General features: G+C 65.2%; 22 protein-coding genes. 10 read left to right on the top strand and 12 right to left on the bottom strand.

All coding sequences use genetic code 11. From position 1 onward, the window contains the following. Positions 1 to 74: 74 nt before the first annotated feature. The gene (locus BRA471DRAFT_RS31110) at positions 75 to 1,544 is read left to right on the top strand and encodes an amidase (RefSeq protein ID WP_007614579.1); all 1,470 of its coding nucleotides are present in this window, start codon (positions 75 to 77) and stop codon (positions 1,542 to 1,544) included. Between the two features lie 192 nt (positions 1,545 to 1,736). Here the strand turns inward: BRA471DRAFT_RS31110 and BRA471DRAFT_RS31115 are convergent, their stop codons facing one another. Beyond that, positions 1,737 to 2,057: a hypothetical protein gene (locus BRA471DRAFT_RS31115; protein WP_007614584.1), complete on the bottom strand. Its 321-nt coding sequence runs from the start codon at positions 2,055 to 2,057 to the stop codon at positions 1,737 to 1,739. 148 nt (positions 2,058 to 2,205) lie between these two features. Here BRA471DRAFT_RS31115 and BRA471DRAFT_RS31120 point away from each other — a divergent pair, with 148 nt between their 5' ends. Continuing rightward, positions 2,206 to 3,114, top strand: a complete 909-nt coding sequence (locus BRA471DRAFT_RS31120) for a PaaI family thioesterase (RefSeq protein ID WP_007614585.1) — start codon at positions 2,206 to 2,208, stop codon at positions 3,112 to 3,114. Between the two features lie 67 nt (positions 3,115 to 3,181). Beyond that, entirely contained in the window at positions 3,182 to 3,547 is a 366-nt protein-coding gene (locus BRA471DRAFT_RS31125; RefSeq protein WP_007614586.1) for a hypothetical protein, read from the top strand. Here the strand turns inward: BRA471DRAFT_RS31125 and poxB are convergent. From poxB to BRA471DRAFT_RS31140, 3 genes are all read right to left on the bottom strand, one after another. Continuing rightward, entirely contained in the window at positions 3,544 to 5,280 is a 1,737-nt protein-coding gene (poxB, locus tag BRA471DRAFT_RS31130; protein WP_007614587.1) for a ubiquinone-dependent pyruvate dehydrogenase, read from the bottom strand. The genes BRA471DRAFT_RS31125 and poxB overlap by 4 nt on opposite strands. A gap of 80 nt (positions 5,281 to 5,360) precedes the next feature. Continuing rightward, entirely contained in the window at positions 5,361 to 5,993 is a 633-nt protein-coding gene (locus BRA471DRAFT_RS31135) for a 2-dehydro-3-deoxy-6-phosphogalactonate aldolase (protein WP_007614589.1), read from the bottom strand. 13 nt (positions 5,994 to 6,006) lie between these two features. Continuing rightward, positions 6,007 to 6,921, bottom strand: a complete 915-nt coding sequence (locus BRA471DRAFT_RS31140) for a 2-dehydro-3-deoxygalactonokinase (protein WP_007614591.1) — start codon at positions 6,919 to 6,921, stop codon at positions 6,007 to 6,009. 237 nt (positions 6,922 to 7,158) lie between these two features. Between BRA471DRAFT_RS31140 and BRA471DRAFT_RS31145 the strand changes: the two genes are divergently transcribed. Both BRA471DRAFT_RS31145 and BRA471DRAFT_RS31150 read left to right on the top strand, forming a co-directional pair. Then, positions 7,159 to 8,256: an LLM class flavin-dependent oxidoreductase gene (locus BRA471DRAFT_RS31145; protein WP_007614592.1), complete on the top strand. Its 1,098-nt coding sequence runs from the start codon at positions 7,159 to 7,161 to the stop codon at positions 8,254 to 8,256. A gap of 57 nt (positions 8,257 to 8,313) precedes the next feature. Further along, a complete protein-coding gene (locus tag BRA471DRAFT_RS31150; protein ID WP_007614594.1) occupies positions 8,314 to 8,883 on the top strand; it encodes a flavin reductase family protein in 570 nt (189 codons plus the stop codon). 73 nt (positions 8,884 to 8,956) lie between these two features. Here the strand turns inward: BRA471DRAFT_RS31150 and BRA471DRAFT_RS31155 are convergent, their stop codons facing one another. The 4 genes from BRA471DRAFT_RS31155 to BRA471DRAFT_RS31170 form a co-directional block, all read right to left on the bottom strand. Continuing rightward, positions 8,957 to 10,813: a sigma-54-dependent Fis family transcriptional regulator gene (locus BRA471DRAFT_RS31155; RefSeq protein WP_007614596.1), complete on the bottom strand. Its 1,857-nt coding sequence runs from the start codon at positions 10,811 to 10,813 to the stop codon at positions 8,957 to 8,959. 109 nt (positions 10,814 to 10,922) lie between these two features. Then, positions 10,923 to 14,228, bottom strand: a complete 3,306-nt coding sequence (locus BRA471DRAFT_RS31160) for a carboxyl transferase domain-containing protein (protein ID WP_007614598.1) — start codon at positions 14,226 to 14,228, stop codon at positions 10,923 to 10,925. Positions 14,229 to 14,355: 127 nt separating this feature from the next. After that, positions 14,356 to 15,039, bottom strand: a complete 684-nt coding sequence (locus BRA471DRAFT_RS31165) for an aspartate/glutamate racemase family protein (protein WP_007614600.1) — start codon at positions 15,037 to 15,039, stop codon at positions 14,356 to 14,358. A gap of 12 nt (positions 15,040 to 15,051) precedes the next feature. Then, the gene (locus BRA471DRAFT_RS31170) at positions 15,052 to 16,734 is read right to left on the bottom strand and encodes a methyl-accepting chemotaxis protein (protein ID WP_007614601.1); all 1,683 of its coding nucleotides are present in this window, start codon (positions 16,732 to 16,734) and stop codon (positions 15,052 to 15,054) included. A gap of 298 nt (positions 16,735 to 17,032) precedes the next feature. Between BRA471DRAFT_RS31170 and BRA471DRAFT_RS31175 the strand changes: the two genes are divergently transcribed. Both BRA471DRAFT_RS31175 and BRA471DRAFT_RS31180 read left to right on the top strand, forming a co-directional pair. After that, a complete protein-coding gene (locus BRA471DRAFT_RS31175; protein WP_007614603.1) occupies positions 17,033 to 17,533 on the top strand; it encodes a hypothetical protein in 501 nt (166 codons plus the stop codon). A 12-nt stretch (positions 17,534 to 17,545) separates the two neighbouring features. Beyond that, entirely contained in the window at positions 17,546 to 18,019 is a 474-nt protein-coding gene (locus BRA471DRAFT_RS31180) for a hypothetical protein (protein ID WP_007614605.1), read from the top strand. Positions 18,020 to 18,022: 3 nt separating this feature from the next. On the opposite strand, the gene BRA471DRAFT_RS31185 is transcribed toward BRA471DRAFT_RS31180, so the two are convergent. Beyond that, on the bottom strand, positions 18,023 to 18,622 hold the full coding sequence (locus BRA471DRAFT_RS31185) for a TetR/AcrR family transcriptional regulator (protein WP_007614607.1): 600 nt from the start codon (positions 18,620 to 18,622) through the stop codon (positions 18,023 to 18,025). A gap of 110 nt (positions 18,623 to 18,732) precedes the next feature. Here BRA471DRAFT_RS31185 and BRA471DRAFT_RS31190 point away from each other — a divergent pair, with 110 nt between their 5' ends. Next, a complete protein-coding gene (locus BRA471DRAFT_RS31190; RefSeq protein ID WP_007614608.1) occupies positions 18,733 to 19,110 on the top strand; it encodes a tautomerase family protein in 378 nt (125 codons plus the stop codon). Positions 19,111 to 19,120: 10 nt separating this feature from the next. On the opposite strand, the gene BRA471DRAFT_RS31195 is transcribed toward BRA471DRAFT_RS31190, so the two are convergent. Next, positions 19,121 to 20,056, bottom strand: coding sequence for a GTP-binding protein (locus BRA471DRAFT_RS31195; RefSeq protein ID WP_007614610.1), 936 nt, complete (start codon positions 20,054 to 20,056; stop codon positions 19,121 to 19,123). Positions 20,057 to 20,059: 3 nt separating this feature from the next. Further along, on the bottom strand, positions 20,060 to 21,550 hold the full coding sequence (locus BRA471DRAFT_RS31200; protein ID WP_007614612.1) for an amidohydrolase family protein: 1,491 nt from the start codon (positions 21,548 to 21,550) through the stop codon (positions 20,060 to 20,062). 540 nt (positions 21,551 to 22,090) lie between these two features. Here BRA471DRAFT_RS31200 and BRA471DRAFT_RS31205 point away from each other — a divergent pair. Further along, a complete protein-coding gene (locus tag BRA471DRAFT_RS31205; RefSeq protein ID WP_007614614.1) occupies positions 22,091 to 23,089 on the top strand; it encodes an IS110 family transposase in 999 nt (332 codons plus the stop codon). 560 nt (positions 23,090 to 23,649) lie between these two features. Here the strand turns inward: BRA471DRAFT_RS31205 and BRA471DRAFT_RS31210 are convergent. After that, positions 23,650 to 24,753, bottom strand: a complete 1,104-nt coding sequence (locus tag BRA471DRAFT_RS31210) for a hypothetical protein (protein WP_007614618.1) — start codon at positions 24,751 to 24,753, stop codon at positions 23,650 to 23,652. 334 nt (positions 24,754 to 25,087) lie between these two features. Here BRA471DRAFT_RS31210 and BRA471DRAFT_RS31215 point away from each other — a divergent pair, with 334 nt between their 5' ends. Further along, on the top strand, positions 25,088 to 26,041 hold the full coding sequence (locus tag BRA471DRAFT_RS31215; protein WP_007614620.1) for an alpha/beta hydrolase: 954 nt from the start codon (positions 25,088 to 25,090) through the stop codon (positions 26,039 to 26,041). The last annotated feature ends 30 nt before the right edge of the window (positions 26,042 to 26,071 follow it).

Here is a 26,071-nt window from a genome sequence, read left to right on the forward strand (position 1 = left end):
CTTCGCGCCGCTCAGTTGATTAAAGTGTTCCCGTGCGAAACTAAGATGGCGCCGCACGAAGAGGTTTGGATCGCATGACTTTTCCGATGAGCTGGAACGAATGGGCGCAGCATGATGGCGTCGGGCTGGCCGCGCGCGTCCGCAAGGGCGAGCTCACGGCAAAGGAGTTGGCGCGCCAGGCCGCTGCAGGGGTTGCCAAGGTCAATCCGGCACTGTCGGGCGTGGTCGAGTTGTTCGATGACGTGATCGCCGATCCGGCCAAGGACGGCGCCAATCTCGCCGGCCCGTTCGCAGGCCTGCCCTTCCTGATGAAGGACCTCGGCCCGACCATGAAGGGCCGGCTCCAGGAGATGGGCTCGCTGCTGATGCGCGGCAATCGCGCCAGCGCCGACACGTTCCTGACCGGCAAATTCCGCCAGGCCGGCCTGAACCTGATCGGACGCACCACGACGCCGGAATTCGGCGTCTGCAGCTCGGCCGACAATCCGGCCGTCTATGTCACGCGCAATCCCTGGGATACCGACTACACCACCTGCGGCTCGTCGGCCGGCAGCGCCGCAATGGTCGCCGCCGGCGTGGTGCCGATCGCGCATGCGACCGACGGCGGCGGCTCGATCCGCATTCCCGCCGGCGTCAACGGCAATATCGGCCTGAAAGTCTCGCGCGGCGTGTTCTCGCTGGCACCGCACATGTCGGATCTCACCGGCCTCGTCTCCATCCAGGGCTGCCAGTCGCGCTCGGTGCGCGACACCGCCGCCTTCGTCGATCACGCAAGGGGAGCGGCGCCCGGCGAGTTCATGCCGTTCTGGACCACCGCGCAGCCATATTCCGAGATGATCAAGCGCGATCCGTCAAAACTTCGCATCGCGCTGTCGCACAGCTGGGGCGACTACACCGCGACGCCCGAGATCGCAGCCGAACTGGCGAAGGCCGGCCGCTTCCTCGAGGGCCTCGGCCATCACGTCGACCACGCCTTGCCCGAAGTCGACTTCCGCGCCGCGTTCGAGGCGCAGACCACCTGCTACATCTCGAATTTTGCCGTGGTGATCTCCAACATGCTCGCCGCGCGCGGGCTGGAACGGCCGCCGGAAGATCTCATCGAGCCGATGAATATCCGGATCTGGGAAGCCGGCCGGCACACGAGCTTCGCCGAGCGGGCGAAGATGCAAGGCGCGTTCAACACGACCTCGCGCGCCTTCGGCGCCTTCTTCGAGCAGTGGGACGTGATCCTGACCCCGATCACCGCGCTGCCGACGCCGAAGGTCGGCACCAGGGAATATCTCACCATCTCCGACAACCCCGACGTGCTCGACTGGTTCGGCAATCTCTGGCGCTTCTTCGCCTTCACGCCGCTCGCCAATCTCTGCGGCATGCCCGCGATCTCGATGCCGATGGCCACGCAGAACCACGGCCTGCCGCTCGGCATCCAGGCGATTGCGAAACAGGCCAATGACGGCCTCCTGCTGCAACTCGCCGCCCAGATCGAGCGCGCGCTCGACGGCAAGTGGAACGACGGCAGGAAGCCGAAGGTGCATGTGAGCTGAAGCGGAGCTATTCGCCTTGACGAGAGTTCACGTCCCCGCGGCCATCCTTCGAGACGCCCGCGTTGCGGGCTCCTCAGGATGAGGTCTGGTTTAGCGGCGAGGCGAAATGTCAGACCCTCATGGTGAGGAGACCGCGAAGCGGTCGTCTCGAACCATAAGGCCAAGCGCGCGAGCCAACCTCCATAGCGGATCTCAGTTCTTCACGGTCGGAATTTCTTCCGGCCGGGGCTGCTGCTGGCCCTGCTGGTACATCGCCAGCGCCTTTTCGAGCGCTTCGCGCAGCGCCAGCGCCGCGGCCACGCTGCAGCGCAGATGCGCGGTCTGGACCACGTCGACCCTGACGGCGGCGCCGACCGGCATCAACAGGTTCGCCGCAAGTTCGATCTGAATCGCGCCGTTGTGGTGGCCGAAGCAGGATGCGCCGTCGAAATAGATGATCGGCGCCCGCTCCGAGCTCGAGGTCGAAATGATGACGGGCCCCTGGCTGGTGGCGGGCGTTTCGGAATCGGCCATGGGCACTCCTTGCGGCTAGTCGGACGAACGAAGCGCCCACCATCGTTGCTTCGGCCCGCCCTGTCGAGGCCAAACCGCCCCCGGCGCCTGCCGCCGGACGCGCATCCGGGGTTTTGCGCCGCGCCCGCCACTGGTCTAGAACGTCCTCATGTCCAGCTCACCGACCACACTTTCGTTCGAGGACCTCGCCGAGGCCATCCAGGGCCGCCGCTCCGATTACGGCCGTATCAGCGGGCTCCAGCTCAATCGCTTCGCACCTCGCGAGGCCTGGTCCAGCCTGCCCTACCGGCCTGTCTTCGTCGGCGACACCGAGACCGGCGTCCTGCATGGCGGGGTCGTCACCGCGATGCTGGACGAGAGCTGCGGCATGGCTGTGCAGCTCGCGCTCGACGGCACGAGCGCCATCGCGACGCTCGATCTGCGCATCGACTATCAGAAGCCGGCAACGCCCGGACTCGACATCAAGGCGCATTCGGTCTGCTATCGCACCACGCGTTCGATCGCCTTCGTGCGCTCCACTGCCTATCAGGAGTCCGAGGACGATCCGGTCGCGACCGCGACCGCCTGCTTCATGATCGGCGCCAACCGCACCAACATGCTCGCGGATCGCAGGATGGACTCGCTCGACATCCCGACGCTGGAGGCGCCGGACGATCCGGAAGGCCCGTTCGCCAACAGTCCGTTCGCGCGCTGCCTCGGCATTCGCGTCAACGACGACGACACACTGACGATGCCGTTCTCGCCCAAGATCATCGGCAACCCGATCCTGCCCGCGATTCATGGCGGCATGACCGGCGCCTTCCTCGAGACCGCCGCGATCTTCGGAGTGGCGCGCGAGCTCGGCGTCGCCGCACTGCCCAAGCCGATCGGACTCACCGTCAACTATCTGCGCTCGGGCCGCGCGCTCGACACGTTCGCCAACGTTTCGATCGTGAAGCAGGGCCGGCGCATTGTCGCCTTCGAGGCGCGGGCCTGGCAGGACGATGCGAACAAGCCGATCGCCACCGCCTTCGGCCATTTCATGCTGCGGCCGACGCCCGGAAACGACGAGGAATAGGCGCATTTTCCCTTGACGGCCAAGGTCTGGGCCACAACGATAGCGCGTTCCCGCGAGAGGTATTGGGTTGCGGCATCCGCTCGACATCATCGCCATGTTCGCCGCGCTCTGGCTGCTGGCGGCGATGGTGCTCGACGCGCTGACGCCGAAGGAGCTGACCGCGGTGATGATTGGCATTGCCATCGGACCCGCCATCGTCATCACCGCCGTGTTCTACTATCTGCGCTGCCCGCGCCTGGATTTCGCGGTGATGTTCGCAGCGCTCTGGCTGATCTCCGACATCGGCATTGCGTTCATCTCACCGGCGCAGCTGCCGCATTTCCTGATCGCGCTCGGCTTCGTGCCGGCACTGCTAATCGGCATCGTGCTGCACTGGCAACGCTTCCAGCGCCGCCATGAGCGGCTGCCCGTGCCGTCGGTCAAGCGCGGCTAGCGCGGCAGCAAATTGGTCTTGGCGAGATCGACGACCTCGTCGCCGCGGCCATTCATCACCGCGCGCAAGACCCAGAGGCTGAAGCCTTTGATCTGCTCGGGCGTGATGGTCGGCGGCATCGACAGCTCCTGCTTCGCGGTGACGACGTCGAGCAGCGCCGGCCCGTTGTGGGCCAGCATCTCCTTCACCGCCCCCGAGAGTTCGCCGGGATCCTCGACGCGCCGCGCAAAGATGCCCATGGCGCGCGCCATCGCCGCGAAGTCCGGATTCTCCAGATCGACATTGGTGTCGACGAAGCCGGCCGCCTTCATCTCCAGTGCGACGAAGCCGAGCACGCCGTTGTTGAAGATGACCACCTTCACCGGTAGCTTCATCTGCGTCAGCGTGATCAGATCGCCCATCAGCATCGTGAAGCCGCCGTCGCCCGAGAGCGAGATCACCTGACGGCCGGGCTGCGCGGCCTGCGCGCCGATCGCCTGCGGCATGGCGTTGGCCATCGAGCCGTGCACGAACGAGCCGATCAGCCGGCGGCGGCCGTTCATCTCGAGATAGCGCGCGGCCCACACCGTCGGCGTGCCGACATCGGCGGTGAACACCGCATCATCGCTCGCATGGTCGCTGATGACCTTTGCCAGGTATTGCGGATGGATCGGTTTGCTGCCCGGCGTGCCCTTGGCGAGCGAGTTGAGGCCCTCGCGCGCCTTCTTGTAATGCGCGATCGCATCGTCGAGGTGCTTGCGCTGCGTCTTGGATTTCAGCAGCGGCAGCAGCGCCTCGAGGGTGAGCTTGACGTCGCCGACCAGGCCGAGATCGAGCTTGCAGCGGCGCCCGAGATTTTCCGGACGGATGTCGATCTGCGCGATCTTCGCGTCGGTCGGGAAGAACTGCTTGTAGGGAAAATCGGTCCCGAGCATCACGAGCGCGTCGCAGGCGTGCATGGCCGCATAGCCCGAGGAGAGGCCGATGAAGCCGGTCATGCCGACATCGTAGGGATTGTCGTATTCGACATGCTCCTTGCCGCCCAGCGCATGCACGATCGGGCTCTTCAAAGCTTCCGCAAGCTGCATCAACGGCGCATGCGCGCCGGCGCAGCCGCGACCGCAGAACAAGGTGATGCGCTCGGCGCCATTCAAGAGGTCCGCGAGCGCCTTCAGCTCATCGGCCTGCGGCACGACCTTCGGCGCCGACAGCGCAAGGCCACGCGCCGTCGACAGCGCGCGCTTGGGTGGGCTACGGAAGGCGACGTCGCCGGGCATGGCGACGACGGAAACGCCGCGCATGCCCACCGCCGCGCGGATGGCGTTTTCCAGCACGTAAGGCAGCTGGCTCGGATCGGAGACCAGCTCGCAATAATGGCTGCACTCGCGGAACAGGTTTTGCGGATGGGTCTCCTGGAAATAGCCGCTGCCGATCTCGGCGGTCGGGATTTGCGCGGCGATCGCCAGCACCGGAACGCGGCTGCGATGTGCGTCGAACAGGCCGTTGATGAGATGCAGATTGCCGGGACCACACGAGCCCGCGCACACCGCAAGGCTCCCCGTCATCTCCGCTTCCCCGGCAGCGGCGAAGGCCGCAACCTCCTCGTGCCGGACATGGATCCACTCGATCGTGCCGCGCCGCCGCAGCGCTTCGGTCAGCGCATTCAGGCTGTCGCCGACGATGCCGTAGATGCGCTTGACGCCGGCCTGTTCGAGCGTTGCCACGAACAGATCGGCCACGTTGTTGATCGCCATGTCGGTCTCCTGATCTCGCTTCTTCGGCAAGATAGGATAACGCGCGACCGTGACCGCATCACGGCTGGTTTATTGCGGGCTCAGTCTTTCGCAATCGCCCGATCGTAGGCCGCAATCGTCAACTTTGCGCGCGCGGCGACATCAGCCGCCGACATGCCGGGCTTGTAGAGGCTGGAGCCGAGCCCGAACGCCGTCACGCCACCGTTGATATATTCCGCAAAATTCTGGTCGGAGACGCCGCCGACGGCGGCGATCATCACGCCGGCCGGCAGCACGGCGCGAATCGCGGCGATGCCGGATGCACCGAGCACGCTGGCCGGAAAGAATTTCAGGCCCGAGGCGCCGGAGCGCGCGGCATGCAGCGCCTCGGTCGGCGAGAACACGCCCGGCAACGTCACCATGGCGTACTGATGTGCACGCGTAAGCACCTGTGTATCCACATTCGGCGAGACCATCAGCTTGCCGCCGACATCGTTGAGCCGATCGACATCTGCGGTGGTCAGCACCGTGCCGGCGCCGATCAGCACGCCCGCCGGCGCCTGTTTCACGGCCGTTGCGATGGAGCGGAACGGGTCCGGCGAGTTCAGCGGGATCTCGATCGCAGTCATGCCGGCTTCGATCAGCACGCCGACGATGGCCTGCGTCTCCTCGGGCTTCACGCCGCGCAGGATCGCGACCAGTGGCCGCTTCATCGCCGGAAAGGGAACGCTCATCTCGACAGTCCTCTCATTTCATCCAGATCGCGGCAGCCGCCATCGACAGACCGCGGCGGACCGCTTCATCGGCATCGACCGGGTTCACAGTGACCGACAGCGCGCCGAAAGCCAGCCGGTACAGCGTCGCGAGCCGCCCCGAGGCAATCAAGGTAATGCCTGCTTTCGGCACGGCGCCAGACAGCCCCGCGGCCAGCTCGATGCCGATCAAGGTGCCCGACAGCGTTTCGCGCGCGGCAGCTGGCGTGCCGCCGAACAGCAACTGCCGCGACCGCGCGGTGAACAGAAGGTTGGCTGCAAAGGCCGGCGCTTCATACGCAGACTTCACCGCTGCCTGGAAGCTCGCGACATCCTCGGCGTCATCGGCCCCGGCAACCGCAAGCGACAAAATCGTCTCGCGCGAGACGACGCTGAAGAGCTCGCCGGTCATGAAGGTGGAGAAACGCGCGACGGTGCCGTCCTTCAGGCGCACCCATTTCGAATGCGTGCCGGGCATGCAGACCAGCGCTTCGCCGGCGGCATCGAGCCCGAGCGCGCCGAGCAATTGCGTCTCCTCGCCGCGCATCACGTCCGGCGCTCTTGGATCGCGCTGCGCGATACCCGGCAGGATGCGGATGTCGCGTGCTTCGCCCGGCACGCGCGCGGCCTGCTTCAGAACGGCGGAGAGTGGTGCCGGCGTGTCGACATAGCCGGCCTCGACCCAGCCCGTCTTGGCGCCGGCCATGCCGCAGACCAGAACCGGCAGTTGAGCTGGTGCTTCGACGGCGGCAAGATGCGATTGCAGCACGACCGCGAAACCGGTCTTTGCCGCCGCCAGCATGCCCTCATCGCTGCGGCGTTCGGCCAGCACCACGCCGGTACGATCGATCAACCAGAGCCGGAAGCTGCTGGTGCCCCAGTCCACCGCGACGTAAGCGGGTTCGGTCATCTCGGTTCTCGTCCTCGTCTCACCGGCAAGACGCCGTCTCGCGACAATGAGACGACATCCGGCAAATTCGCCCCGGGATATCGGCTATTGCCGCCGCGAACCAGCGTTTTCTCGCAGGTCTGAGACGCTGTAGTGCTGGCACACCGCTTGCGGAGCGGTGGCACACCGCTTGCTCAAGCAACCCTGCTCACATCCGTGAACCGCGCAACAAGACGCGTCAATTGTGGAGAGGAAACCATGGAGATCGGCTATTTCACGATGCCTTCGCACCCGCCGGAGTGCGGCCTGAAGGAAGGGAACGATTGGGACCTGCAGGTCATGCGCTGGCTCGACGAGCTCGGCTATCAGGAGGCCTGGGTCGGCGAGCACCATACCGCTCCGTGGGAACCCAATCCCACGCCGGATCTGCTGATTGCACAGGCCCTGATGCAGACCAAGAATATTCGCATCGGACCGGGCGGCTTCCTGCTGCCCTATCACCACCCGGCCGAGCTCGCCAACCGCGTCGCGATGCTCGATCATCTCTCCGGGGGCCGGCTCAATTTCGGCGTCGCAGCCAGTGGCCTGCCGAGCGACTGGGCCATGTTCAACGTCGACGGCATGAGCGGACAGAACCGCGACATGACGCGCGAGGCGCTCGAGATCATTCTGAAGATGTGGAGCGATCCCGCGCCCTGGACCTACAAGGGCAAATTCTGGACGGTGACCAAGCCGGACACGATGTTCGACTTCCTCAAGCCGCACATCAAGCCGTTGCAGACGCCGCATCCGCCGATCGGCGTCGCCGGGCTCTCGAAGAACTCGGACACGCTGAAGCTCGCCGGCGAGCGCGGCTTCATCCCGATGAGCCTCAACCTGAACCCGGCCTATGTCGGCAGTCATTGGGATTCGGTTGTGGCCGGTGCCACCAAGACCGGGCGCAAGCCGGATCGCGCGGATTGGCGGCTGGTGCGCGAAGTGTTCGTCGCCGACTCCGACGAGGAGGCGTGGAAGCTCTCGACCGGCGACATGATGGGGCGGATGATGGGCGAGTACTTCCTGCCGCTGCTCGGGCATTTCGGCTTCAAGGACTATCTGAAGCACGCGCCCGACGTGCCCGATAGCGACGTCACCGTCGAATATTGCGCCAAGCGGAACTGGATCGTCGGCTCGCCCGCGACCGTCGCCGAGAAAATCGAGAAGATCTACGAGGAGGTCGGCGGCTTCGGCGTGCTGCTGGTGTTCGGCTTCGACTACAAGCACAAGGCTGAAGCCTGGCATCACTCGCTGTCGCTGCTGAGGAACGAGGTGATGCCGCGCCTGAAGCATCTCGGCTCCGCGAAGAAGGCGGCTTGACCCGACGCGGGTGCGGCGCGATCGTGCCGCACCCGCATCCATTTCGGAGATTTCCGCGTGACGGTGGACGCCAGTGCTTTCGACGCCAAGGATTTCAAGCAGGCGATGCGCCAGTGCGCCGGCGCGGTCGCGCTGGTGACGGTGGGGGCCGAGCACGGCAAGCGCACGGGGCTGACGGTGACCTCGGCCTGCTCGCTGTCGGACAATCCGCCATCCCTGATCGTCTGCGTCAACCGCAACGCCAGCGCGCACGCGCGGATCCGCGAGGAAGGCGCGTTCGCGATCAACTTCCTGCACGAGGACCATGCGGCGCTGGCGCTGACCTTCAGTGGCCAGAAGGGCATCAATGGCGACGATCGCTTTGCGTTCGGGGAGTGGACGCGCGGGGTGACCGGCGCGCCGGTGCTGAGCGATGCGGTCGCCGCGTTCGACTGCGTGCTGGCCCAGGAATTCGAGACGACGACGCATTCGATCTTCGTCGGCGAGGTGCGCGGCGCATCGCATTCCGACGGCGCGGCGCCGCTCGTGTATCTGCGCAGCAGCTTCCACGCACCGCGCGAAATCCGTGGGACAGTCACAGTCGGAGATCTCGATTCCCGGCATCTGAGCTGGAGTGATTTTTCGTAAGGCAGCGGCGGCGAGTTCGCTACCGTTCCCTTCTCCCCTTGCGGGAGAAGGTGGCGCCGCACGCAGCTGAGGGCTACTGCGCCGTCTCGATCTTCAACTGCTTGATCTTCCGATACAGCGTGGCACGGCTCAGCTTCAGCGCGCGCGCCGCTTCGGTCACATGGCCGCCATGCTTGCGTAGCGCCTCTACGATCGTGGCGCGTTCGGCCGCTGCCAGATCCGGCTCCGCCGCCCTTCCGCCAAACGGCGGCAGGTCGAGATCGGCATCGGCAATCACGCCGTCCTCCGCCGTGCAGCCGGCGAGCCGCAGCACGTGGCGGAGCTGGCGCATGTTGCCGGGATAGGGATAGGCCGCGAGCTGCGCCCAGGCCTCGTCCGAGAGGGAGCAGTTCGGCGCTTCCTCGCGCGCGATCTGGCGGATGACGTCGTCGCGGTCGGCGCGCTCGCGCAAGGCCGGCAGCCGCACCTCCATGCCGCGCAGACGGAAATAGAGGTCGGTGCGGAAGGCGCCCTCCTCGGCCATGCGGCCGAGATCGCGATGGGTGGCGCTGATCAGGCGAATGTCGACCGGCACGGGCTTCAGCGCGCCGAGCGGCCAGACTTCGCGGTTCTCCAGCACGCGCAACAGCCGCGTCTGCAGCGCGATCGGCATGTCGCCGATCTCGTCCAGGAACAGCGTGCCGCCGTCGGCCTGCACGATCAGGCCCTTCGAGCCGTCGCGGCGTGCGCCGGTGAAGGCGCCGGCCTCGTAGCCGAACAGCTCGGCATCGATCAGGCTTTCCGGCATCGCCGCGCAGTTCAGCGCGACATAGTTGTGGCGTGCGCGATTGCCGGCTGCGTGAATGGCACGAGCGAACACATCCTTGCCGACGCCGGTCTCACCATGTAGCAGCACCGGCAGATTGTGATCGCCGATGCTTCTGAGCCGCTTTACACTCTTGATCAGTCCGGGATCGCGACCGGCGAGCCGGTGCAGCGCGTCGAACCGGTCCACAGGAGCGTCACGACGCTGCGTGGACGGCCGTGGTCGCAGCGGCGGCGCGACATGGCCATGCCCCAACGGAGTGCCATCGGCCCGGCGCAGCTCGACGAGATCGTCTGCGTCGCGCGCGGCGGGATGGTCGAATTTGACGTAGCGCAACAGATCGATGCCGGCTGCGATCAAGCCATCCGTGAGACCCAGCAGTGCGCGCGCCGAACGGCAGGCGCCGACAATGCGGCGATCGTCGTCATAGGCGAGCAGGCCGCTGCCGCCGTCGCCCGGGACGGTCGCGATCCAGGCGTTGCGGAAATGACCGCGGAAGATCGCCCCCTCCATGCGCCGCGTCGCCTCCATCGTCACCGCCAGCGCAAGCTGATGCGCGGTGCGTTCGAGGTCCTCGCGGCAGGAGGTGATGTTGACGGCGCCTGCGAGCCGTCCGGCCTGGTCGAACAGCGGCGTCACGGCGCAGGAGAACATGTGCCACTGCGCGCGAAAATGCTCGTCGCGATGCACCAGGATCGGCTTCTGCTCGGCGAGTGCGGTGCCGAGCCCGTTGGTGCCTTCGAAGGCCTCGGAAAAATTGGAGCCGGTGTAGATCTTCCAGTCCATGAACAGTCTTGCGTCGGCCTCGCCGGGCAGACGGCTGAACAGCATGGTTGCGTTCACGTCTGCCAGATTGACGCAATAGCCGGCATCGCGCAGCACACGGGCGAGGTCGTCGAGCTCCGGTGTTACGAGCCGGATCGTCTCCTCCATGGGTTCGGCGACGCGACGAATCTCGACTTCGGTCAGCGTCTGCGGCGGCCCCTGACGGGCGGGATCGAGCTTGTGGCTGACCAGGCAGCGCCGCCAGGAATTGGCAATACGCGAAGAGGCATCGACGTCGGCCACGTGATTGGCGACGGACAAGACGCGGGCGACATGGTTCGAGGCCGAAAGGCTGGCCATCGCGGACGTCTCCACCCTGTATTATTGTGCAAAGTCTGGCACCGCAGGCGGGGATGTCAATCGGGAACCGGGAACGCGGCGAAGCGCAATCAGAATTGCTGCACCGCCCTCACCACGTATCGATGCAGGGCCGCTTCTTCCCAGTCCGCGCCGGCGGCTTCGGCACCGAGCGCAGGCCCGCCATGATCCACCGCCGCGTCTCAGAGGGGTCGATGACGTTGTCGATCTCGAACACGGAGGCGATCGAGACAGCCTTGCCGTTGGCATAGAGCTCGGCGACCTTGTTGCGATAATAAGTCTCGCGCTCGACGGGGTCAGCGATCGCCTCCATTTCCTTGCGGAAGCCGAGGCGGACGTAACCCTCCAGGCCCATGCCGCCGAACTCGCCGGTCGGCCAGGCCGCGGTGAAGAACGAGGCGTGGAAGCCGCCGCCGATCATCGACTGCGCCCCGAGCCCATAGCCCTTGCGCAGCACGATGCCGAACAGCGGCACTGTCAGGCTCGCGCCTGTCACGAACATCCGCGAGACGTGGCGCACGATCGCGGTCTTCTCGGCTTCCGGGCCAACCATGAAGCCGGGCGTGTCGCACAACGAGACGATCGGCAGATCGAAGGCGTCGCAGAGCTGGAGGAAGCGCGCGGCCTTGTCGCCGGCATCGGCGTCGATCGCACCGCCGAGATGGCGTGGATTGTTGGCGATCAGGCCGAACGGTTTGCCCTCGATGCGGATCAGCGCGGTGATCATGCCGACACCGTAGTCGCGGCGCAGCTCCAGCACGGACTCCTTGTCCGCGACGAGATCGATCACGCTGCGGATGTCATAGACCCGCAGGCGGTTCTCGGGGATCGCGCGGCGCAGCAGCCGCTGGTCGGCGGCCTGCCACTCCGTCACCGCGCCCTGGAAATAGGACAGATATTTTTGCGCAACACGCGTCGCCTCCTCCTCGTCCTCGACGAGGATATCGATGACGCCGTTCGGCGACTGGAACGTAACAGGACCGACCTCGGCCGGATGATAGACGCCGAGCCCGCCGCCCTCGATCATCGCGGGGCCACCCATGCCGATCGAGGCGTTTTTGGTCGCGATGATGACATCGCAGCAGCCGAGCATCGCGGCATTGCCGGCGAAGCAATAGCCGGAGACCACGCCGATGACCGGCACCAGACCCGAGAGCCTCGCGAACTGCACGAAGGACGGACCATCGAGCCCGGTCATGCCGAGCCGGTCGGTATCGCCGGGCCGGCCGCCGCCGCCTTCGGCATAGAACACCAGCGGCACGCGCCAGTCTTCCGCGAGCGTCAGCATGCGGTCGATCTTCTTGTGATTCATGTGGCCCTGCGTGCCCGCGAGCACGGTGTAGTCATAGGCCACGACGATGCAGCGCCCGCCTTCGGGACCGAACTTCCCGGCGTTGACGGTCGCGACGCCCATGACGAGGCCGTCGGCCGGCGTGTTCTTGACGAGATCGTCGAGCTTGCGCCGGCGCCGCTGCGCCGCGATCGCAAGGCTGCCGTACTCCATGAACGAGCCATCGTCGATGAGCTGCGCGACATTCTCCCGTGCGGTGCGCTGATTGGTGTTGCGGCGGCGCTCGACCGAGGCCGGGCGATTTTCGTCGAGCGTGTTGGCCTGGCGCGCGATCAGTTCGGCGAGATCGGGACGGATGTGGTCGAGATCGACATCGGTTTCCGTTGCCGACGCGTCCGCCGCAACGTCGAGCGGCTCCAGATACATGATCGGCTCGCCATGCATCAGCGTGACACTGTCGCCGGCGACGAGCTTCATGACGCGTCCGCCCTGCTCGGCCATGACGAGATGCTCCATTTTCATGGACTCGATCACGGCGAGCTGCTGGCCCGGGCGCACGACCTCGCCTTCCTTCACCTGGATGGTGACGATGGTTCCCTGCAAGGGCGCTGCGACCATCACGGCGCCTTCAGGAACTACCTGCGCGACGTGTGCGTCGGTGTCTTGGCCGACGCTTCGCTCGCTCGCGGCAAAATACAGCGGCTTTGCAGCGCAATCAGCGGCCACCACGAGCTTCGCGATATTGCGATCGATGAAGTCTGTCGCGATGCGGTTGGCCCTGAAGTCGGGATGCGCCAGCACGGCCTGGAGGAAGGCGATGTTGGTGATGACGCCGTCGATCCGAAACTCGCGCAAGGCACGCGAAGCCTTGGCAACGACCTCGTGCCAGGCTTCACCGGGCGTATGCACGATGACCTTTGCCAGCAGCGAGTCGAAGGCGGCGCTGGTCTTGTAGCCGGCATACCCAAAACTGTCGACGCGGACGCCGGGACCTGACGGCGGCTCGAACACGGCAAGTACGCCGCCGGTCGGGTGCGTCGCCCCCAGCTCGTCCAGCGTCTCCATGTTGACGCGCAACTGCATGGCGTAGCCGCGCGGTTTCGGGATCGAAGCTTGCGCCAGGCCGAGCGAGGCAAGCGAGGCACCGCCAGCGACCGCGAGTTGGGCGCGGACGAGATCGAGGCCGAGCACCTCTTCCGTCACGGTGTGCTCTACCTGAAGCCGCGGGTTGGCCTCGATGAAGGCAAAACTGTCTTCGGCAGTGCCGTCAACCAGGAACTCGAACGTGCCGAGATTGTCGTAGGACGCGGCCGCGGCGAGTTGCTTGGCCGCTTCGATGATCCGGCCACGCAAGCCGTCGCTGAGCGACGGGCTCGGCGCTACCTCGATCAGCTTCTGGTGCCGGCGCTGAATTGAGCATTCGCGTTCCCAAAGGTGAGAGATCGCGCCATGGCGGTCGCCGATGATCTGCACCTCGATATGGCGCGCCCGCCGGATCAGCCGTTCGGCATAGACGCCGTGGAAGCCGAACGCGGCCTTGGCCTCGGACTGGCAGCGCGTGTAGGCCTCCGCGAGATCGGCAGCGCGCTCGACCACGCGCATGCCGCGGCCGCCGCCGCCGGCCATCGCCTTGATCACGATCGCCGCGTTGCTGCCGAGCGAGGTGAAGAACGCCGTGATGTCCTCCAGCGAGGACGGCCCGCTGGTGCCGGCGATGATCGGCACGCCGCAGCGCTTTGCCAGCTGACGTGCCGCCACCTTGTCGCCGAACAGTTCGAGCGCCGCCGGCTTCGGCCCGACGAAGGCGATGCCTGCATCGGCGCAGGCCTTCGCAAACGCAGCGTTCTCGCTGAGGAAGCCGTAGCCGGGATGCATGGCGTCGCAGCCTGCGCTCTTCGCCGCCTTCACCACGGCCTCGATGTCGAGATAGGCCCGCGCGCCGCGGCCGGCAATTTCGACCGCCTCGTCGGCAACCCGCACATGCAGCGACAGCGCATCGTCCGCGGTATGGATCGCGACCGTCGCGATCCCCGCGTCCGCCGCCGCACGCGCGATGCGGATGGCGATCTCGCCGCGATTGGCGATCAGGAGCTTCTTGAACGACATGCAGCGTCTCCATGCCCGCGTGCCCAAGCGCGGATCGGCAGGTCCGATGGTTCTGCTTCGTCACTTTAACCGAGGCCGTCAAGGGCAAGAACGCTAGTGGCGACGACCGTTCCCGCGGGCCGGAATTTCAGTCGGGCGCGCGCGCCGTGAGGAGGCGAATAATCCGCGCCACGGCAGACGGGATCGGCGCGATCACCGGCACGGTGAACATCGGCTGAAGCTCGCGCGCGACGTCGCCCAGCGGCCCGCCACCGATGATGACCGCCTCCGCGCCATCCTGCGCGATGCAGGCCTCGACCGCGCCGGCGAGTGCGGCGCGCAGCCGCGCCGGATCGCGCATCAGCTCCTGCGGATCGCCCTCCGCGAAGCGGACGCCGGTGTAATACGATCGCAGCCCCAGCGCGTCCGGCAAGGCGTTGATCTTCGCCTCCAGCAGCGGCGTCGTGGTCGCCACGCCGAAGCGGCGGCCGTTCTCGGCGGCTGCCAACATCGAGGACTCGCCGATGCCGACCGCCGGCCGTTCTATCGCGGCCTTGATCCCGGCCAATCCGGGATCGCCGAACGCCGCGACGATGATACCGTTGCATGCATGCCGGTTCGACTGCGCGATCTCGAGAACTTCGGTGGAAGCTGCATCCAGCGCATCCGGCGTCACGATCATTTGCGGCGCGCGCGTTGCGGTCGCGCCGTCGATGTCGAAGCCGTCGACGGCGGCCGACTTCGCGATGGCGACCATCATCGCTGTGGTCGCCACGGAACTGTTCGGATTGATCAGGAGAATGCGCGCGCGCCGATCGGAAGTTTGGCCCATCCCCCTGCTATACTAGGCCGCCCGCACCCCCGCAACGAAAGCGCTGACCTCGTTTTCCAGCGATTGCAGCTTCTGCGACAGCCGGCCGCTCGATTGCAGCACGAGGCCGGCGGCCTGGCCGGTCTCCGCCGTCGCGTCGGTGACACCCGAGATGTTCTGCGAAACCTGGTCGGTGCCGGAGGCGGCCTCCCTCACGCTGTGGGCGATGGCCGCGGTCGCGGCGCCCTGCTCTTCGACCGCTGCGGCGATCGACGAGGATATCTCGTTGACCTCCATGATGGTCTTGCGAATGCTGTCGATGTTGCCGACGACCTGGTTGGTCTCGGCCTGGATCGCGGTGATCTGCGCGCCGATCTCGTCGGTCGCCTTCGCGGTCTGGCTTGCCAGCGACTTCACTTCGCTTGCCACCACCGCAAAGCCCTTGCCGGCCTCGCCGGCGCGCGCCGCCTCGATGGTGGCGTTGAGCGCGAGCAGATTGGTCTGCGAGGCGATCTGGTTGATGAGGTCGATGACCTCGCCGATCTTGTGCGCGGCGGCGGCAAGTCCCTGCACGGTGTCGTTGGTGCGTTGACCGTCGGCGGCGGCCTTGTCGGCCACGCTTGCAGCCTGCGCGACGCGCTGGCTGATCTCGGTGATCGAGGACGACAGCTGCGCGGCGGCGGAGGCCACCGTCTGCACGTTGCTCGAAGCCTGCTGGCAGGCGGTGGCGACGAAGCTCGCACGGTCGGTCGCCTTGTCGGCGGTCGCGGACATGCCCTGCGCGGCTTGCTGCATCGCGCGCGCCTCGTTGAAGACGTCGCGGACGACGGCTTGAACGTTCGCCTCGAACTTGCCGGCGAGGTCGGTCATCGTCTTGCGCTTCTCCTCGTCGGCCTTCTGCTTCGTCTCCTGCTGTTCGGCGTGCATCCGACCGACCGCCGACGCATTGTCCTTGAACACGGCGAGCGCCTTGGCGAGCCCGCCGATCTCGTCGCGACGGTCGGTATGGGGCACGTCGAACGCGCTGTCGCCGGCGGCGAGGCGATCGGTGAGCGCGGTGATCTTCGCCAGCGGCCGGGTCACGCTGCGGCCGATCACGAAGGAGGCGCCGAGCACGAGCACGAGCACGACCAGGCACACCAGGGCAAAGGTCATCGCATTCTGGCGGAAGACGGCGTCGACGTCGTCGAGATAGATACCGGTGCCGATGATCCAGCCCCAGGGCGCAAAGCCCTTCACATAGGAGATTTTCCCGACCGGCTGGTCGAAGCCGGGCTTCGGCCAGAGGTAGCTGTAGAAGCCCGCGCCCTGCTTCTTGACGACGTCGACGAAGCCGACGAACAGCGCGTTGCCGGCCGGATCCTTCATCCCGGCGAGATCCTTGCCATCGAGCTCGGGCTTGATCGGGTGCATGACCATCTTGGGGGTCATGTCGTTCAGCCAGAAATACTCGACCTTGTCGTAACGCAGGCTCTTGATCTCCGCGATCGCGCCGGCCTGGGCCTGCTCGCGCGGGAGTTTTCCCTCGCTCTCGAGCTTCTGGTAGTGCGCCAGGATGCCGTAGCCGACGTCGACCATGTGCTGCGTCTTGGCCTCACGGTCCGCGATCATCTGCGTGCGCAGGGTCGAAAGCGCGATCGGCGCCAGCGCGATCATGCCGAGGAGGCTGATACCGACAATCAGGACCAGCTTGAAACTGATGCGGGAGAAAAACATTGGAGCTCGCAAGAATTGGAAGGGCTGATATGCCAGTTTATCCCGCGCCCCTTAGCAAAGCTTTAAGCATTCGGGTTCCCCCAAAAACTCCGCAGACCTCCGTAGGATCCTACCGGCGTGCCGCGCACGGCCTCGCAGGTTCACGACGCCGGCTGCATCCGAAATGCGAACTCTTCAAAACTAGAAGCCCTCGACATCGCCCCTCCGAGCGTTGACTTGCAGGGGGCGCTGACGGAACGATCGGGACAGATCATCGGCGCCAGCCGGAGCGTGGGCGCAGCCAGAGGCCGGAGGCTCAATGCATCAATCGACATCGACAGGATCCCTCGACCTTCCGTCGCTGAGCGCGGCGGAGCGGCTCTTCATTTGGGGATTTCGGGCCAAGGCACGCAGCGGAAGCGCCGTTCCGACCGCGGCCGACATTCAGCAAGTGTACGACCATTTTCGCGTGGGCGACGCCGTACCCTCGCTGGAATCCATCGTCGAGATCTTTGCGTGCACGGCGCACACGGCCATCGCGGTGCACTGCCCGACCTGTCCACGCATGTCCGACAGCGAGCACGGCATGCTGCGGGCGATCGCCGCCGCGCAGAAAGAGCGCGACGATATCGCGCGCGAACAGTTCGAATGCTGGCTGCCGCCGGTCGGCGCCGATTGGGCCCTCGCACCTGTGCGGGGGCTTGCAACGATCTTCCGCATGGCCGGTCTCATCCTGCCCGACCGACACGTTCCGTCTTTCGACCATGACCGAACGATGGCGATGAAGAGCTGGCTGGTCGGAAGCCCGACGTTGCACTGACCGGGATCGCGCATGATGCAGGATAATTGCGGCTCTGTGTCTGTCACGGAAGCCGGCCAGGCGCGGCTCTGTCCGCTTCAGGCCGCGCTTGTGACGCGGCCTAGTGTCGAGAGCTACGATGATTTTGGCCGCGTCACGCTCTCGCTGTTCCGGTTCATCGCTGCCGCCTATGCGACCGGCGCGTCCGATTGCTGGGAGGCGGCCTATCGCTTTGCCGACGAGGCGCCTGGCATCGCCGACAGCCCGCTGCTGGTCGCACGCGTTGCCGCGCTGGTCAGAATCCTGCGCAGCGGCCGGCCCTGCCAATTGTGCTTCATGCCGCCGTCGTGCCGGCGCCTGTCGAAGGACGAGGCGGAATTGATGCGGCTGCTGGCGGTGGCGCGCGGCAGCCAGGCGGGTGAGCTCGAATCCGCCGTCTGCCAGTTCGTCGGCAACGAGAACGAGACCGTGACGACGCGGGCGGTCAACGCGCTCGCGGTCTGCTGACACCTAGCCGCCCTTCTTGCCGAGCACGAGATCGATGGTGTGGGCGGCGATCTTGCGCAGCTGGGGCTCGTCGCCGAAGGCACGTTCGAGCACCGCGAGCCCGCGCGTCACCGTGATGATGTGCAGCGCTGCGGACGCGGGGCTGCCGTTGAATTCACCGCGCGCCGCACCCGCCGACAACGTCTCCTGAACCAGAACGGTAATGCGCGAGATGAGGTTCGCGAAGGCTTGCCGCGCCTCCTCGTCCAGCCCCTCGCCTTCGGCCGCGCCGAGCTCCATCAAGCCGCGCGTCGTCGGACATCCGCGCGGCGGTGTGCCGGAGCGGAAGTTTGTGATGGTCAGATCGAAGAACGCGGTGAGGCGTTTTCGCAAGCTGCCCGCAGCGAGCGCTTTTTGCAGCGCAAGAAGATAGTCGCCCGCGTAGCGCTCATAGGCCTGGAGGAACAGCGCCTCCTTGCTGCCGAAAGCATTGTAGAGGCTGCCGCGCTGGACACCGGCATCCCGCGCGATGTCGGACAGCGAGGTGCCGCGCACGCCCTTGCGCCAGAACTGGTCGAACGCGATCCGCAGGACGTCGTCGTGGTCGAACTCGCGCGGCCTCAAGGTTTGCTCCTGCCGGGAATATTTGACACGCCGTCAAAAACGTGGTTTCTTGACGCTGCGTCAAGAACAAACTGGTGCCGATGCGCCCTCTCGTCAATGAGGAATTCGCGATGCCTCTCCTCCACATCTCGATGCGCGCCGGAAAGCCGGAAGCGTACCGGAGGGCGATCCTCGACGGCCTCTACCGTGCCATGCGCGAAGCGCTGAACGTCCCTGACGGCGACGAGTTCATGACCATCAGCGAGCTCTCGCCTGCGAACTTCCGCTGCGGCAACGCCTATGGCGTCGAGCGCAGCGACGACGCCGTGCTGATCCAGATCACCGTGTTCGCCTCGCGCACCCCTGAGCAGAAGAAGGCCCTGTACCGGCGGATCGCCGACCTGCTCGGCGAAAACCCGGGCATCCGCCCCGAGGACGTGTTCGTGAACGTGCTCGACGCGCCCGCGGAGAACTGGTCCGTCGGCCACGGCGTCGCGCAATTTTCTTGAGGCGGCAGCTTCACCGATCCGCAACGCACGTCTCCATGATCCCATCGAGCTCCGCCTTCGAGAGCACCCCGAGCTCGGCGATGAAGACGATCCGCGCACGCGGCGCGGCCGGCGTCGGCGCATTGCCATCTGCGGGGGCCAGCGTGGCGCGGCCGGCGGCGAATTGAAACACCATCTGGCGTCCGGGCTGCTCGACGGTCTCGAACAGGCCTTTTGCCCGCGCGAGTTTTGGCGCCAGCCGGCCGATCGCCTGCTGCAGTCGGGGCAGCGAGATCGGCTGGTCCGACGTCCAGCTGAGCGTGTCGAAGCGTTGCTCTGTCGGATGTTTCGGTCCGGCCTCGCGTAGCGCGGGGGCGCGATCGACGGTTGCGGGAAACAGCAGCGCGGACGGAATCTCGCCGTGCTGCGCATCCACCACCACGGCAGGAACGCGCTGCGCGCGGATGGCCTCGCGCATCCGCGCACCCGCGCCCTCGTCCGCCAGATCCAGCTTGCTCAGAGCCACGATGTCGGCGACGCGCAATTGCGAACGGTGCAGCGCATCGTCCAGGGCAGCCGGCGGTGTCGCCGCGTCCATCACGCAGAGCACGGTTTCCAGCGGCGCCTCGCGCAGGATCACGGGATCCATCAGGTTACGGACGATCTCGGCGGGATCGGCGACGCCGCTGGTCTCGATGACGATGTACTCCGGCTTGGGATTTCGCCGCAGCAGCGTCGCAAGCGTGCGCAAGAGGTCGCCTTCGAGCGAGCAGCAGATGCAGCCGTTGGCGAGGCTGACCACGCCGTCGCTCACGCCCGCGATCAGCTCGGCATCGATGTTGATCGCGCCGAAATCATTGACCACAGCGGCGATCCGCCGCCCTTCCGCATGCGCCAGCAGATGGTTGACGACAGTGGTCTTGCCGGCCCCCAAGAAACCCGTCACCAGGAGAATGGGGACCGGCATGTCTCAGCCCCCAACGACGGGGCGGCGCACGGGACGGCCGGGCCGCGCCGCCACGTCCAACACACCATCTGTGATCAGCGGTTGGCCGCTGACCACGAGATGCCGCACGCCTTCGGAGGGGCGGTTCATCGCCGTGAAGGTCGCGCGGTCCGAGAGCTTCTCGTAGTCGAACACGACGATGTCGGCATCGGCATCCTTCGCGAGCCGGCCCTTGGCGCGCATCGCGGGCGTGCTCTGCGACAGGATCTCCGCCGGGATCAGCGCGCATTTGCGCACGCCTTCGAGCAGCGACACGGTCTTGCGCTCGCGCACCCATTCGCGGATGAATTTGGTGAAGCAGCCCGCCGAGCGCGGATGCGAGGTGGCGTCGTCCGGCAGCGGCCAGGCATCGCCGGTGTAGGTCTTGCCGTCCGACGTCGTCCACGGCATCGCGTCGGAGGCGATGGCGCCGCCGGGATAGAGCACCGACATGTCGAGGAGGTCGCGGTGATGCGCATTGTTCTCGGTGTCAAGAATGTGCCACAGCACCAGCGAGGACGGCTCTTCCGCCTGCGCCTTCAGGAGCTCCTCGCGATCGCTGAAGCGATGGCCGTCGGTGACCCGCTGCACGGAATCGTAACCGGTGCCGTTGCGCTCGACGAATTCGGGGTCGCTGAAGAACGCCGCCGCCAGCACGGTCGAGCCGGTGCCGTAGGGATAGGCCTCGACCGTAATCGGCAGGCCCTGGGCCTGCGCTTTCGCGATCAGCACGCGGCAGCGCTCGACGTCGGTCTTGCTCGACGAGTTGAAATGGCAGATGTGCATGTGCGCGCCGGTGGCGCCGGCATAGCCGATCAGGCGGATATAGGCCTCCGCCGCGCTCTCGGGGTCGACCCGCGACATGTAGGCGACATGCGTGAAGGTCGGCACGTCCTGCGCGGCAGCGAGCTGGCACACCGCGGTCAGCTCCTGCACCCCGGCGCCCGGGGCATAGGCATTCAAGATGCCGATGCCGATGCCGCCGTCGTTCAGGCCGCGCGAAAGGCGCTCCAGAATGCCGGCGACCTCGGCATCGCTCGCCACGTTGTCCATCCAGCGGCGATCGCGCATGGCATTGCCGAACGCCTCCAGCGAGCTCTCCGCATTGGAGCCCGTCATCGCGCCGATGCGCGCGAAAGCCCAGTTGGTCGCGGCGCCGTAGTTCAGCACGCGTCCCTTCCGCGCCTGGCGCTCATACCAGGACCCGACCGGCAGCACGCCGGCTTCGAGATCGAGCGTCGTCGTGACGCCGTCGAACGCCTGCATGCGATCGGCGGGGAGCGACTGGCCATGCGCGTGCAGGTCGATGAAGCCGGGCGCGACCACGAGCCCGGTCGCGTCGATCACCCGCTCGGAGCTGCCGAGCCCCGTTCCGACCGCGGCGACCTTGCCGTCCACTACCGCCACATCCCCGATGGCGTCCATTCCGCTGGCGGGATCCACCACCCGGCCGCCAGAGATCACCAAGCCGCTCATGTCGTCGCTCCCTCACGCTGAATTCGCATCAAGGCAGATTCCGCGAGGGACGACCACCTCCACCGATGCCGACGCATCATGCTCGCAAGCAAGGCTCGCAAGGAAGGCTCGAAAGAGAGGTCAATTCACATGCGGGTCGCGGACACGCGCTCGCAGTCTCGCGGCAGGTTTGCCCGAGCTATGCTTCTCGCTTCACCCTCTCGAGAAGAAAGGGCGCAGGGAAGACCGGGCGCCGGCTGGCACCCATAAAAGCCCCGATGCGAACTGATTGCACACGCAATGCACAGGGGAGACACAGGGCAGCCGAGACCAGGCCTTCCCTGCGCGATGGTTTGACGGCCTATGCCGTGCTCTTGTGTCCAGAAAATCTGACAAGATGTGCAAACGGGCGGTTCTCGCAAAACCGCCCGTCGCTGGATCTGAGCCCGTTCGTGCTCAAAGGCCTTGAGCCTGTCGGGGAGCGAGGGACAGATCCGGTGATCTTCCTCAACCCGAACAGTTGCATGGGCTTCGAGCCCGGACGAGCAAGGAAGGGACTGGATGATGGCACAAAACGATCTGGTTGTCGCCGGCATCGACGTGGCCAAAGACAAGGTGGATGTGTGCATTCGCTCATTGTGGCAAAGACAGGCGTTCCCGAGCAGCCCAGAAGGCCGGCGAGCGCTGATCCGCTGGCTTCGCAAGCAAAAAGTCGGCAAGGCAGCCATGGAGGCTTCCGGCGGCTATGAACGGGAGTGGGCCAAGGCGCTACGCGAGGCTGGTATCGAAGCCCTGGTGGTGGATCCGAAGCGGGTGCGCAACTTCGCCAGATCGGCCGGACGGCTTGCCAAGAATGATCCGATTGATGCGCAGATGATTGCTTGGTTCGCCGAGACCTTCATCGAGTCAAGGGGCCAAGCCTACGATGCGGCACGTGAGAAGCTGGTCCAGATCGTGAGTGCGCGCCAAGCTCTGATCGACGTACAGACGAGCTTGCAAAACAGAAGGGAGCATTCCACACCTGACGTCGTGGAGAAGATGCAGGATCGCCTGCTGAAACAGATCGCCGCCGAGATTGCCAAGCTGGAGGCAGCGATCGCAGCCCTGATCAAGACCACACCGCGTTTTGCCGAGCTCGCCGAGATCATCGAGAGCGTACCGGGTCTTGCCCAGGGCACGTCCGCCGGACTGATCGGGGCGATGCCGGAACTCGGCCAGATCAGCAGTAAAGTTGCTGCCGCCTTACTGGGTGCTGCACCTTACGATGACGACAGCGGCAAACGTCGGGGCACGCGCCATATCCAGGGCGGGCGCCGCAAAGTCCGCAATGTCTTTTACATGGCTTGCATGGGAGCCGCGACACGGCACAACCCTGTGCTCAAGGCGTTCTACGATCGCCTGATCGCCAAAGGCAAAGAACCGAAGGTTGCGCTCACAGCCTGCATGCGCAAGCTGATCGTGATCCTCAACGTCATGATCGCGCGTGGTGAGAAATGGGACCCCAACCGGTACCAAGCAAGCGACTCCGCTCGGCTTCTGCCGAGCGCATGCACAGCCTGAAGACCGGTGAGCGGGCGGGGTCAAGGCCGTCAGCCGCCGGAGGCGGTGGCGCGCAAGCGCCAGCCTTGAGGCCGGCCGATCGCCGGGCTACTTCAACACAGTTGCTCCCCGGAGACGAGTTCCTTCTTGCCTCCGTCACCTCCGCGAAATGCACGGCACCGCGCCGGTTGACGCGCTGACGCCTTCGCAAAGGCTTGACCGTAGCAACGACGGTCAGGACCACACGGTTTCGCCGTACGCAGGCTTCCTGCTTCGCCAGAGACTTCGCGAGGTTTGAGCGTCGTCCGTCGATGCGGTTCGTGCCATGCTCACGAGGTTCATCTCGCCCTGCACGCACAAGCCCGCCTTTAACGCCGCCCGCGTCCACCGCAACTCCCAACCCGCGTTCGTGACGACGTACGACCGCCCCTTTTGTGGGCTGGGATGGGCGACACATACGACAAATCCGAATTTCGGTAAAGTGGAATATTTTTGCGGGAGGGGATTGACATGGATTGAGCTGCTTCGCCAGAACGCCCGCCCTCGAAAAGACAGCGAACTCTAGCCGCCAGACCATTCGGTCATGGAAGGAATGGTGACCTGTTTGCGACCTTGCGATCCCACTCGTCGACTCTCTCGAACCACACTGCATCCCAAAGCATTTCGAGATGTTTGAACAACCATTCCCCCCATTCTAAAGGTGAGGGATCGACCGAACGGATTCTGGGTTCAACATCTGCCGCGGCGGCCAATGCGAGTTGAACCAGATCTGCGAGCTCACTTAGCGCTCCATCTTCGAAAAATTCTGCTTGGTCCCACCATCTCCAGCCACCTGCATGCGCCCCAAAATTATTTCTCAGAAAACGCGAATACTCAGCCGCTCGTCGAAGCTGAGCGGGCAACCCGAGATTTCGGAACGTCTCGTCTAGGCTGGGCTCGTTCGGAAAATGAAACCTGTCGCGCACAAATCTAGCGATCGCCTGCAGGGCGCAATCAAAAGCAACAACCGATTCCATCTCAAAATTGGCCGCTCGCAAGCTCTGCGCTCGAAGGAAATAGAATATGGCCTGATGCAGTAACGGGTCGAGAGTATTTCTTCTTAGCCAAGGAGAATTGCTTGCCACAACCCCTTCTGTCGAACAGGCAGATGAGCCCCATACCGCAATGGCACTGGTCTGCGCTTCTGCGAGAGCGCTCTCCGCCGACTCAAATGGCCTCACTTGCCCGTAGTAGTTCTTGATCGCCCGGCTCCCAAATGGATGCAGTACCCTCTGGTTACTCTCCCAGAGCATCATGAGAACTGATGCGACGTACGACCTATGAATATACTGACGCGCATAGTGCAGCAGCCACGTGAGTATCTGATATACTTCTTCATCCTTCAGTATCTTTGACCAACCATTCGCCCATGAAGGCACAATCGTTGTAATGGCGACGCAATCTCGGCACTGAAATGCCCGAAAACCCTTACTCTCGATCAACACGTCGATTCCGCTGCTTCCATCCAGCGCGACCGTGTAAACTTCGAACCAGTCTCTGCGTGCGGGGAGCTCCTTCGAAATAAGGTCTAACCCGCTTAAGACTTTCAAACGCAATTCGGCAGAATGCTGGGTCGTGTCGAGCCACCGCGCAACTCGCGTCTTTGCAATAGCGAAGTGCTTTTTACTGATCTGTGCGGCGGTCATCCCCGTCCTCAACGCTCAGTCCTGTGTGTGCCAGCCGGCCTTCGTTGATTGAAACCTCCAAGCCGATCCAATACCGTAGTCGAAATCATGGACTATCACGAGTCAGACTTGTGCACCGTCACCGTAACTCTCGCCCCGCGGAGGTGATGGACCCAAGGCCATGCAATGGACCCGCGAAGCTGCTCCGCCGTCTTCTCGCCCCCATTGTCATTCAGGAAGTTAGATGGGGCGCTACGGTGGGCAAAGTTCCCAAAGGTTTCGTGTGATCGCTCGACGTCTCCTGCAACGCGACTCTCGTCATTCTATTTCGCGCCGCGCTCTCCTCGGTGGATTTATGTCGGCAGGGACCGCCCTCGCGCTCGGCGGATGCGCCGGCTTGGGTGCGACCGGGGCGCGTTTCGACGCGTCATCGCTCTCGCTTGACCCCACATTGCTCGTCGCTACCACGCGCAAGCCCGTGAACGGTGGTCGCGCGAAACCCTGGTTCGGGCCGGAGCGCGCAACCAACATGATGGTCGCGCGGGCGAAGCTGATGGCGCCGGACGAGAGCCGACTTTCTCTCGCCTCAGTCGGATTTGGCGACTGGCGCCTTGATCGGCTCGAACCGGTGTCGGCAGACGTTGGCGATCTCGTGGCGCAAGCCGGCGGAGGAGACGTGCTGATCTATGTGCACGGCTTCAAGCAGACCTTCGAGACGGCGGTGCTGGATGGCGCCCATCTCTCCGATGGGATCAAGTTCCGCGGCCGGACCATGGTGTTCTCCTGGCCCTCCAAGGCAGGACTGTTCGACTATGCCTATGACCGCGACAGTGCGATGTGGTCCCGCGACGAGTTCGAGCGCGTGCTCTCCGCACTCGTGTCGGCGCCAGGCACCGGCCGCGTGAACATCGTTGCGCACAGCATGGGAACCATGCTGGCGCTCGAAAGCCTGCGTCAGCTCTATGCGCGATACGGCGACACAGTGACGAGCAAGATCGGCGCGGTGGTGTTTGCCGCGCCGGATATCGACATGGACGTGTTCTCGTCAGCGATCCACCGCATCGGTCCGCTTGCCGGCAAGATCACCGTGATCGCCTCCACGAACGATCGCGCACTGGCGCTGTCGGGACAGATCGCAGGTGGAATGACCAGGGTCGGCGCCGCCGAAAAAGCCGTCATCGCGCGGCTCGGTGTACGCGTGGTCGATGCCTCGCAGGAAGGCTGGGGCATCATCAACCACGATCTGTTTCTATCGAATGCAGAAGTACAGCGGGTGATCCGCCGCTCGATCGACGGCACGATCGCGTAAGGGAGTGGCCGCCCGGCATGAGTTTGATGC

It is taken from the genome of Bradyrhizobium sp. WSM471 (genome assembly GCF_000244915.1).
Lineage (GTDB): Bacteria > Pseudomonadota > Alphaproteobacteria > Rhizobiales > Xanthobacteraceae > Bradyrhizobium.

Coding starts and splice junctions, on each gene's coding strand:
- BRA471DRAFT_RS31165 (WP_007614600.1), bottom strand. CDS start 15,039: ATGGGCCAAACTTCCGATCGGCGCGCGCGCATTCTCCTGATCAATCCG.
- BRA471DRAFT_RS31215 (WP_007614620.1), top strand. CDS start 25,088: ATGTCGGCAGGGACCGCCCTCGCGCTCGGCGGATGCGCCGGCTTGGGT.
- poxB (WP_007614587.1), bottom strand. CDS start 5,280: ATGGCGATCAACAACGTGGCCGATCTGTTCGTGGCAACGCTCGAACAG.
- BRA471DRAFT_RS31180 (WP_007614605.1), top strand. CDS start 17,546: ATGATGCAGGATAATTGCGGCTCTGTGTCTGTCACGGAAGCCGGCCAG.
- BRA471DRAFT_RS31115 (WP_007614584.1), bottom strand. CDS start 2,057: ATGGCCGATTCCGAAACGCCCGCCACCAGCCAGGGGCCCGTCATCATT.
- BRA471DRAFT_RS31110 (WP_007614579.1), top strand. CDS start 75: ATGACTTTTCCGATGAGCTGGAACGAATGGGCGCAGCATGATGGCGTC.
- BRA471DRAFT_RS31205 (WP_007614614.1), top strand. CDS start 22,091: ATGATGGCACAAAACGATCTGGTTGTCGCCGGCATCGACGTGGCCAAA.
- BRA471DRAFT_RS31175 (WP_007614603.1), top strand. CDS start 17,033: ATGCATCAATCGACATCGACAGGATCCCTCGACCTTCCGTCGCTGAGC.
- BRA471DRAFT_RS31160 (WP_007614598.1), bottom strand. CDS start 14,228: ATGTCGTTCAAGAAGCTCCTGATCGCCAATCGCGGCGAGATCGCCATC.
- BRA471DRAFT_RS31210 (WP_007614618.1), bottom strand. CDS start 24,753: ATGACCGCCGCACAGATCAGTAAAAAGCACTTCGCTATTGCAAAGACG.
- BRA471DRAFT_RS31170 (WP_007614601.1), bottom strand. CDS start 16,734: ATGTTTTTCTCCCGCATCAGTTTCAAGCTGGTCCTGATTGTCGGTATC.
- BRA471DRAFT_RS31195 (WP_007614610.1), bottom strand. CDS start 20,056: ATGCCGGTCCCCATTCTCCTGGTGACGGGTTTCTTGGGGGCCGGCAAG.
- BRA471DRAFT_RS31200 (WP_007614612.1), bottom strand. CDS start 21,550: ATGAGCGGCTTGGTGATCTCTGGCGGCCGGGTGGTGGATCCCGCCAGC.
- BRA471DRAFT_RS31140 (WP_007614591.1), bottom strand. CDS start 6,921: ATGACCGAACCCGCTTACGTCGCGGTGGACTGGGGCACCAGCAGCTTC.
- BRA471DRAFT_RS31120 (WP_007614585.1), top strand. CDS start 2,206: ATGTCCAGCTCACCGACCACACTTTCGTTCGAGGACCTCGCCGAGGCC.
- BRA471DRAFT_RS31145 (WP_007614592.1), top strand. CDS start 7,159: ATGGAGATCGGCTATTTCACGATGCCTTCGCACCCGCCGGAGTGCGGC.
- BRA471DRAFT_RS31135 (WP_007614589.1), bottom strand. CDS start 5,993: ATGAGCGTTCCCTTTCCGGCGATGAAGCGGCCACTGGTCGCGATCCTG.
- BRA471DRAFT_RS31155 (WP_007614596.1), bottom strand. CDS start 10,813: ATGGCCAGCCTTTCGGCCTCGAACCATGTCGCCCGCGTCTTGTCCGTC.
- BRA471DRAFT_RS31190 (WP_007614608.1), top strand. CDS start 18,733: ATGCCTCTCCTCCACATCTCGATGCGCGCCGGAAAGCCGGAAGCGTAC.